A 557-nucleotide genomic window follows, 5' to 3' on the forward strand; every position below is an offset into this window, starting at 1 on the left:
CCATATCCGGCATCGGCGAGCACGCAGCCAAAGCGTAAGCCGGCTGCGCGAGCCCGGTCGATCTCGGCCAGCGCGATTTCGGGCTTGGTCCTGTAGGCACGATGGTCCTCGGGCACACCGGCACGGTCGAGCCGGGCGGGATCGGAAGTCCAGCTCTCGGGCAGAAACAGTCGCAGCCCCACCATGACCGGCACTTCGCCAGAGGCCAGCGTCAGCGACACCAGCGTCTGGCAGTTGGCGTTCTTGCCAAGTGCCGAGGCATATTGCGGCGCGACGCCGACCGAGTGGCGCCCCTTCTTGGGGAGCGCGGTGTCGTCCACGATCAGCCACGCATCGTTCCCGCCAACTTGTCTGTCGGCCTCCGCGAGCAGCACCTTCTCCAGCGGCGCAGCATCCCACACGCCGCTCGCGATGAAGTGGTGCAGCTGGTCATAGTTGACGCCTGCGTCGCGCGCAGCCATCGGTTGGACGCTCTTGCGATCCCCAAGGCCAATCAGCCCAGCAATATAGGCCGGACACATCCGCGCACGCGTCTTGTGCCTCAACGCCGAGACGAA

General features: G+C 66.1%; 1 protein-coding gene. It reads right to left on the reverse strand.

The window, feature by feature from the left end; all coding sequences use genetic code 11:
• A partial coding sequence (locus NKI95_RS34395; protein WP_352722293.1) for an IS701 family transposase occupies positions 1-557 on the reverse strand: 557 nt, incomplete at both ends.

Origin of the sequence: Mesorhizobium sp. M0306 (assembly GCF_040321655.1) — a bacterium.
Classification (GTDB): Bacteria; Pseudomonadota; Alphaproteobacteria; order Rhizobiales; family Rhizobiaceae; genus Mesorhizobium.